This is a genomic window from Amycolatopsis thermalba (assembly GCF_003385215.1).
Lineage (GTDB): Bacteria > Actinomycetota > Actinomycetes > Mycobacteriales > Pseudonocardiaceae > Amycolatopsis_E > Amycolatopsis_E thermalba.
Genome location: NZ_PQHW01000093.1, coordinates 20,308 through 27,508 on the forward strand (window position 1 = coordinate 20,308; position 7,201 = coordinate 27,508).

The 7,201-nt window shown below is 71.9% G+C and carries 8 protein-coding genes; 7 read left to right on the top strand and 1 reads right to left on the bottom strand.

The window, feature by feature from the left end:
• The first annotated feature begins 346 nt into the window (after positions 1 to 346).
• Together D0D15_RS27920 and D0D15_RS27925 are read left to right on the top strand one after the other, a co-directional pair.
• A complete protein-coding gene (locus D0D15_RS27920) occupies positions 347 to 973 on the top strand; it encodes a Maf family protein (RefSeq protein WP_094008906.1) in 627 nt (208 codons plus the stop codon).
• 100 nt (positions 974 to 1,073) lie between these two features.
• The gene (locus tag D0D15_RS27925; protein ID WP_094008907.1) at positions 1,074 to 2,393 is read left to right on the top strand and encodes a dicarboxylate/amino acid:cation symporter; all 1,320 of its coding nucleotides are present in this window, start codon (positions 1,074 to 1,076) and stop codon (positions 2,391 to 2,393) included.
• Positions 2,394 to 2,536: 143 nt separating this feature from the next.
• On the opposite strand, the gene D0D15_RS27930 is transcribed toward D0D15_RS27925, so the two are convergent.
• Positions 2,537 to 3,190, bottom strand: coding sequence for a hypothetical protein (locus D0D15_RS27930; RefSeq protein WP_233157538.1), 654 nt, complete (start codon positions 3,188 to 3,190; stop codon positions 2,537 to 2,539).
• A gap of 146 nt (positions 3,191 to 3,336) precedes the next feature.
• Here D0D15_RS27930 and D0D15_RS27935 point away from each other — a divergent pair, with 146 nt between their 5' ends.
• From D0D15_RS27935 to D0D15_RS27955, 5 genes are all read left to right on the top strand, one after another.
• Entirely contained in the window at positions 3,337 to 5,139 is a 1,803-nt protein-coding gene (locus tag D0D15_RS27935) for an acetyl/propionyl/methylcrotonyl-CoA carboxylase subunit alpha (RefSeq protein WP_115944873.1), read from the top strand.
• A 9-nt stretch (positions 5,140 to 5,148) separates the two neighbouring features.
• A complete protein-coding gene (locus D0D15_RS27940; RefSeq protein ID WP_094008909.1) occupies positions 5,149 to 5,607 on the top strand; it encodes a DUF1707 SHOCT-like domain-containing protein in 459 nt (152 codons plus the stop codon).
• Positions 5,604 to 5,966: a DUF1707 SHOCT-like domain-containing protein gene (locus D0D15_RS27945; RefSeq protein ID WP_198958397.1), complete on the top strand. Its 363-nt coding sequence runs from the start codon at positions 5,604 to 5,606 to the stop codon at positions 5,964 to 5,966. Before D0D15_RS27940 ends, D0D15_RS27945 begins: the two co-directional genes overlap by 4 nt.
• Positions 5,966 to 6,289 (top strand): hypothetical protein, encoded by a 324-nt coding sequence (locus tag D0D15_RS27950; RefSeq protein ID WP_115944874.1) that lies wholly within the window; start codon positions 5,966 to 5,968, stop codon positions 6,287 to 6,289. Before D0D15_RS27945 ends, D0D15_RS27950 begins: the two co-directional genes overlap by 1 nt.
• A gap of 108 nt (positions 6,290 to 6,397) precedes the next feature.
• Positions 6,398 to 7,030 carry an AMP-binding protein gene (locus D0D15_RS27955; RefSeq protein WP_198958398.1) on the top strand — a complete coding sequence of 211 codons (633 nt, stop codon included), beginning with the start codon at positions 6,398 to 6,400 and terminating at the stop codon, positions 7,028 to 7,030.
• The last annotated feature ends 171 nt before the right edge of the window (positions 7,031 to 7,201 follow it).

The following is a 7,201-nucleotide window of genomic DNA, read 5'->3' on the forward strand; positions in this document are numbered from 1 at the left end:
AGACAAGCAGGCAACGCCCGCCGAAGCCGGACCGCGGGCGAGGCCCGCCGGAACCGGGCGACCGCCCAGAGCGCACCCGTGAGCCGACGGGCCGCCGCGAGGACCACCCCGACGCGGTGGATGGCGTGTCCCGCGAAGCGCAGCCACCAGCAGACAAGCAGGCAACGCCCGCCGAAGCCGGACCGCGGGCGAGGCCCGCCGGAACCGGGCGACCGCCCAGAGCGCACCCGTGAGCCGACGGGCCGTCGCGAGGACCACACCGACGCGGTGGATGGCGCAGTCGCGGAGGGCAGCCGCTACCCGCACCGCCGCGCGAGCCGTCTCGGCGTGGTTCTACGCTCGCGCCGTGCGTTTCGTTCTGGCTTCCCAGTCCCCGGCGCGGCTCGCGGTGCTGCGTGCCGCCGGTATCGAACCGAGTGTCGTGGTCTCCGGCGTCGACGAGGACGCCGTGGCCGCGGCCCTGACCGACCCGTCCCGCGAGGAGCTCGTCACCGCGCTCGCGCTCGCCAAGGCCGAGGCCGTGCTGGCCGAGGTCACCCGCACGCACGCGGACGCGGTGGTCGTCGGCTGCGACTCGATGCTGTCGTTCAACGGCGAGATGCTCGGCAAGCCGGGCGACGCGGAGACCGCGCGCAAGCGGTGGGCGCAGATGGCCGGCGGCGCCGGCGACCTGCTGACCGGGCACGCGGTGCTGCTGGTCGAGGGCGGCGAGAAGGTGCGGCAGGCCGTCGGCACGCAGACCACCCACGTGCGGTTCTCCGCACCGTCGCAGGCCGAGATCGACGCCTACGTCGCCACCGGCGAGCCGCTCCGGGTGGCGGGTGCGTTCACGCTCGACGGGCTGGGCGGCTGGTTCGTCGAGGGCGTCGACGGCGACCCGTCCAGCGTGATCGGGATCAGCCTGCCGCTGACCCGGCGGCTGCTGGCGGAGGTCGGGGTCAGCGTCACCGACCTCTGGTCTCCCACATCCTGAGAAGTCGCCCACACGAACGGGTCATGGGGAAGAGTCCGGTGACGCCGTGTGTTGACCACACGCGGCACAACCAGTGACTTTCACGCCCCGGAGCGAACCCGTGTCCCTGTTACGGACCTACACCAAACCCAAGGTCTTCGGCCTGATCGTGGTCGTCGCCCTCGTCGTGGGCGCCCTGCTGGGCGTCCTGGCGAAGCAGACCGGCCAGGACTGGCTCGTCACGACCCTCGACACGATCGGGTCGATCTTCACGAACCTGCTGCAGGTCACCGTCCTGCCGCTGGTCTTCACCGCCATCGTGCTGGGCATCGTGAGCCTGCGCGGCCTCGGCGGCGCCCGCACCGCGGCCCGCCTCGGCGGCAAGACCGTGCTGTGGTTCGCCACGACCTCGCTGATCGCGGTGCTCATCGGCATCGCCATCGGCAAGATCGTGAACCCGGGCACCGGCGTCTCGTTGCAGCCCCAGCCGTCGACGGTGGAGAAGCTCGCGTCGCGCGACCAGGGCTCGTGGCTGGACCTGATCAACAACCTGGTGCCGAGCAACCTGTTCGAGGCCTTCGCCGACGGCGAGATCCTGCAGGTCGTGCTCGTGTCGCTGGCCGTCGGCCTCGCCGCGTACGCGCTGGGTGACCGCGCCGAGCCGTTCGTGAACTTCAACCGCGCGGTGTTCGACATCGTGCAGAAGGTGCTGGGCTGGATCATCCGGCTCGCGCCGCTGGGCGTGCTCGGCCTGATCGGGCACGCCTTCGCCACCTACGGAGACCAGTTCGTGCGGCCGCTGCTGTCGCTGATCGTCGCGGTCTACGCGGGAACGCTGCTGGTGTTGTTCGTGGTGTACCCGCTGCTGCTGCGGTTCGTCGGCAAGGTGAGCCCGGCGCTGTTCTTCCGCAAGGCGTGGACGGCGCTGCAGTTCGCGTTCGTGTCCCGCTCCTCCGGGGCGACGCTGCCGCTGAGCCGGCAGACCGCGGTGAACCTGGGCGTCGACCCCGGCTACGCGAGCTTCGCGGTGCCGCTCGGCACGACGACCAAAATGGACGGTTGCGCCGCGGTGTACCCCGCGGTGGCCACGATCTTCATCGCGAACCTGTTCGGCATCTCGCTGAGCTTCGCCGACTACCTGCTGATCGTCGTGGTCGCGGTGTTCGGCGCGATCGCCACCGCCGGGGTGACCGGCTGGTTCACGATGCTCACGCTGACGCTGAGCACGCTGAACCTGCCGCCCGAGGTGATCGCCACCGGGATCGCGGTGATCTACGGCATCGACCCGATCCTGGACATGATGCGCACGGCGACGAACGTGGCCGGCCAGATCGCGATCCCGACCTGGATCGCACGCACGGAGGGCCTCCTCGACGACGAGGTGCTGCACTCGCCGACCACGGCGCCGCTGCTGGACGCCCCGGCACCGGTCCGGGCCTAGGGCCATTCGCAGGCGAGGCAGCGACGCTCCGGGCGCCCCCTGGACGACACGCAGTGGGGCGGTGCCGGAACCGTCGCTGCCGGTTGGCCTGCGGGAGCGTGGGGATCGCGCGCACGGTCCCGCACCCTGCGCTCGAAGACGCCCTAGGAGCAGGCGCGCAGGTCGCTGGAGTTGAGCTGCACCTCGGGCCAGCCACGCAGCTGGCTGACCGAGGTGTAGCGCCGCGTGCAGCCCAGCGCGCTGCCGTCCAGGGCGAACACCCGCGCCAGCACCGGCGAGCTCTGCACGACCACGACCTCCGGCGCGGTGTCCCCGGTGACGTCGTCCAGCCGCACGACCCCGCCGCTGGAGTAGTAGGGCTTGTCGACCGAGCGCCACGTGCCGGCGCGGCCGACGAGCAGCTGGGCGATCGCGGCGCCCTCCTGCCGCGCGTGCACCAGGCACGCCGACACCGCGCCGCTCACGCAGGACAGCGAGTTCGCGTCGAGCCGTCCGCCCAGCTCGGTCACCGTCAGCTCGAGCACGTTGGCGCCGGCCTGGAACCGCCCGTTCCCGCCCTGGGCGTCGGCGAGCAGCTCGACCGGCTTGCCATCGACACTCGCCCGCGCCACCAGCTGGCACGGCCCCTCACCGCAATCCGCGCCCGCGGTCACCGCGTTGCTCCCGGCGCCGGCCGGCGCTTGAGCGCTCGTCCCGTCCTCGCGCAGCAACCGCACGGTGACCAGGGCGGACAACGCGACGACGGCGGCCACCACCGCGGTCACGACCACCGACCGAGGCGCGCGTCCCCTGCCCACGTGCCCACCCCTTTCCCCTTCAGGGTAAGCGTGAGCCGGGTCTCACCGCAGCACGACTACGCCGCCGTAAACTCCGGGAAAGGCCCGCGGAAGCGCCGCGCGACGCTCCGGGGGGATTGCGTGAAGGACCAGATGGAGGTAAGGGCGTGCCCGAGCAGGCCAGCGCGACCCAGGGCGGACCGGTGACGAAGATCCTCGTCGCCAACCGGGGTGAAATCGCGGTCCGCGTCATCAGAGCGGCCAAGGACGCCGGGCTCGCGAGTGTCGCGGTGTACGCCGAGCCCGACCGGGACGCGCCGCACGTCCAGCTCGCCGACGAGGCGTTCGCCCTCGGCGGCACCACGGCGGCGGAGAGCTACCTGGTCATCGACAAGCTGATCGACGTCGCCAAGCGGTCCGGCGCCGACTCCGTCCACCCCGGCTACGGCTTCCTCTCCGAGAACGCCGATTTCGCGCAGGCGGTCATCGACGCGGGCCTGACCTGGATCGGGCCGAGCCCGCAGGCGATCCGCGACCTCGGTGACAAGGTCACCGCGCGGCACATCGCGCTCAAGGCCGGTGCTCCCCTGGTCCCGGGCACCAAGGACCCCGTGTCGAACGCCGAGGAGATCATCGCCTTCGCCGACGAGCACGGCCTGCCCGTCGCGATCAAGGCGGCGTTCGGTGGTGGCGGCCGCGGCCTGAAGGTCGCCCGCACCAAGGAGGAGATCCCGGAGCTGTTCGAGTCGGCCACCCGCGAGGCGGTCGCCGCGTTCGGCCGGGGTGAGTGCTTCGTCGAGCGCTACCTGGACAAGCCGCGTCACGTCGAGGCCCAGGTCCTGGCCGACCTGCACGGCAACGTCGTGGTCGTCGGCACCCGCGACTGCTCGCTGCAGCGCCGCCACCAGAAGCTGGTCGAGGAGGCGCCCGCGCCGTTCCTGACCGACGAGCAGCGCCGCACGATCCACGAGTCGGCCAAGGCGATCTGCAAGGAGGCCGGCTACTCCGGCGCCGGCACGGTCGAGTACCTGGTGGGCCTGGACGGGACGATCTCGTTCCTGGAGGTCAACACCCGCCTGCAGGTCGAGCACCCGGTGACGGAGGAGACCGCGGGCGTGGACCTGGTGCGCGAGATGTTCCGCATCGCCCAGGGCGAGAAGCTGCGGTTCACCGAGGACCCGACGCCGCGCGGCCACTCCATCGAGTTCCGCATCAACGGTGAGGACGCCGGGCGCAACTTCCTGCCCGCGCCGGGCACCGTCACCAAGGTGGTCTTCCCCGAGGGCCCGGGCGTGCGCGTCGACTCCGGCGTGGTCGACGGCAGTGTCATCGGCGGGCAGTTCGACTCGATGCTGGCGAAGGTGATCGTCACCGGCACCGACCGGCAGAACGCGCTGGAGCGCAGCCGCCGCGCGCTGGACGAGATGATCGTCGAGGGCATGGCGACGGTCCTGCCGTTCCACCGCGTCATCGTGCGCGACCCGGCGTTCGTCGGCGACGAAGACGGCTTCTCCGTGCACACCCGCTGGATCGAGACCGAGTTCGACAACCAGATCGAGCCGTTCACCGAGGCCGCCGAGGCCGAGGACGAGGCCGAGCCGCGTCAGACGGTGGTCGTCGAGGTCGGCGGCCGTCGCCTGGAGGTCTCGCTGCCCGGCGACCTCGCGCTCGCCGGCGGCGGCGGCAAGGGCAACGGCGGCGGCGCGAAGGCCAAGCCGCGCAAGCGGGGCGGCGGCACGAAGACCACGGCCAGCGGGGACACCGTGGCCGCGCCGATGCAGGGCACGATCGTCAAGATCGCGGTCGAGGACGGCCAGCAGGTCGAGGCGGGCGATCTGCTCGTCGTGCTCGAGGCGATGAAGATGGAGAACCCGGTCACCGCACACAAGTCGGGCACCGTGACCGGACTTTCCGTCGAGGTCGGCGCCGCGGTCACGCAAGGCGCTTCCCTGCTCGAAATCAAGGACTAACCTGACGGGGTGACCGAGGTTCCCTCGCCCGATCTGCGCATCGGCGACAACGACCGGGAGTCCGCGCTGAAGGCTCTCGGTGAGCACCTGAGCGCCGGGCGCCTCGACCTCGACGAGTACGGCGACCGTTCGGCGAAGGTCACCGCCGCCCGCACGCGGCGGGACCTCGCCGAGCTGTTCGCCGACCTGCCGGAGCCGCATCCGGTGTTCGAGAAGCCGGCGGGGGCGGTCGAGAAGAAGCCGGACCGGCCGCCGCGGCAGTGGTCGGACCGACCGTTGCCGCAGCGCGTGGCGGCCGCCGCGGTGCCGTTCCTGTGGGTGGCGGCGATCGTGCTGGCCTTCGCCACGTCGACCTGGTGGTGGATCGCCATGCCGTTCGTGTTCACCGCGGCCGCCAGCAACTTCTGGGGTTCGGACTGGGAGAAGCACCGGCACGGCAACCACGGCCGGCGGGACCGGCGGCGGTGAGCGACCAGCCGGAGCTGCGGCTGTCCGACGCCGAGCGCACGGAGGCCATGGACGCCCTGTCCGAGCACGTCCGCACCGGGCGGCTGGACATCGACGAGTTCGGGCTGCGCTCGGCGAAGGTCGCGGCCGCGCGGACCCGGTCCGATCTGGCGCCGCTGTTCGCCGACCTGCCCGAGCCCCGGCCGCGGGTGCTCGACCGGCCGGTGCCGTCCCGGACGCCGGTGCGGAAGACCGGTCTCGGGCTCCTGCCGCTGCTCCTGATCGCGGCGGTGGCGGTGTTCGTGCTGACCCGTGGGATGTGGCTGGTCTTCCTGGTCCCGGTCGCGGTCGCGGTGGCCATGACCTGGCGGCGGCGCTGATGGATCCGGTGGAGATCAACGCGGGCCGGTACCGCCTGCGGCAGCTGCGGGCCGGCGACCTGCCGGCGCTGGCGGCGGCCGGGTTGACCGCGCCGAGCCGGTACGCGGCGCGGCGGGCCCGCGAGTGGGCGCGGAACGAGAGCTATTCGTGGGTGATCGCGGAGCCGGCGACCGGCGTGTTGCTGGGCGAGGTCGTGCTGGGCACCGACGGCACGATCGAGGTCTGGACCTCTCCCGCGGACGGGTTCGCCGAGCGGGCGGCCGTGGACGCGGTGGCCCGGTTCGCGGCGCGGGCGCTGGGGCTGGCCGCCCGCCGTCCGTAGGGCGATGTGGCCCAGTCCTCTTGTGCTGGCTGACACAATTCCTCGCGCGCCGCGGGGTGTTGTGGTGATCTGGTTTCAGATTCCGATTCAGCGCTGAACGGGGGGAACGTGGGCGAGTCCAGCGTCTTTCTGACCCGCATCCTCGACGTGCTGTTAGATGGCGGCGACCAGATCGCATTCGCCCATCGTGGCCGGTCGATGACGTATCGGGAGACCTTCGACACATTACGGCGGCTGCATGCGACACTGAAATCCGAGGGGATTGTCCCCGGGCAGCTGGTCGCAATTACCGGTGGAAACACGCCGGAAACAATTCTCCTGCAGTTCGCTTCCCAGTTACTCGGCGCTCGGGTGGTGCATGTGGACGAAGAGCGCACCGATTTGCTGGAGCTGCTCGAGGTCGACCACGTGCTGACCACGGAGGGCCCGCTGGTGACGTCGCGCGTCGCGCGCGCCGCCCGCCGGGACGAGGACGCCGCACTGCCGCGCTCGATCGAGACCATGTTTTCCGGTGACGGCACGAACCTGGTCTGCTACCGGGACGTGTACGAGGAGATGGCCCGCACGACGCGGCCGAACCCCGCCGGGCCGCAGCAGGTGCTGTTGATAGCGCCCCTGTCGCACCCGATCGGCAACCGCTTGACGTGCAAGGCGCTGCTCGCCGGGGACACGGTGGTACTCCACGAACGCGCGACGGGCACCGGAAGCTTCGCGGCAGCCAACCTGGCCGGCGAGGCCTGACCCGCCAGGACGATCACGCCGCCGGGCGGCCGTCAGCAGCAGCCCCGGCCCGCCAGCCCACCCGACGGCTCACCCCACCGGCGCCGCCAACCGCGCCCGAGCCTCCAGCGCGCCCGACCACCACTCGCCCAGCAGCAGCCCCGGCCCGCCAGCCCACCCGGCAGCTCACCC

What these genes read in the sequence shown, in the direction of transcription:
- D0D15_RS27950 (WP_115944874.1), top strand. Translation starts at nt 5,966, where the DNA reads ATGGATCCGGTGGAGATCAACGCGGGCCGGTACCGCCTGCGGCAGCTG.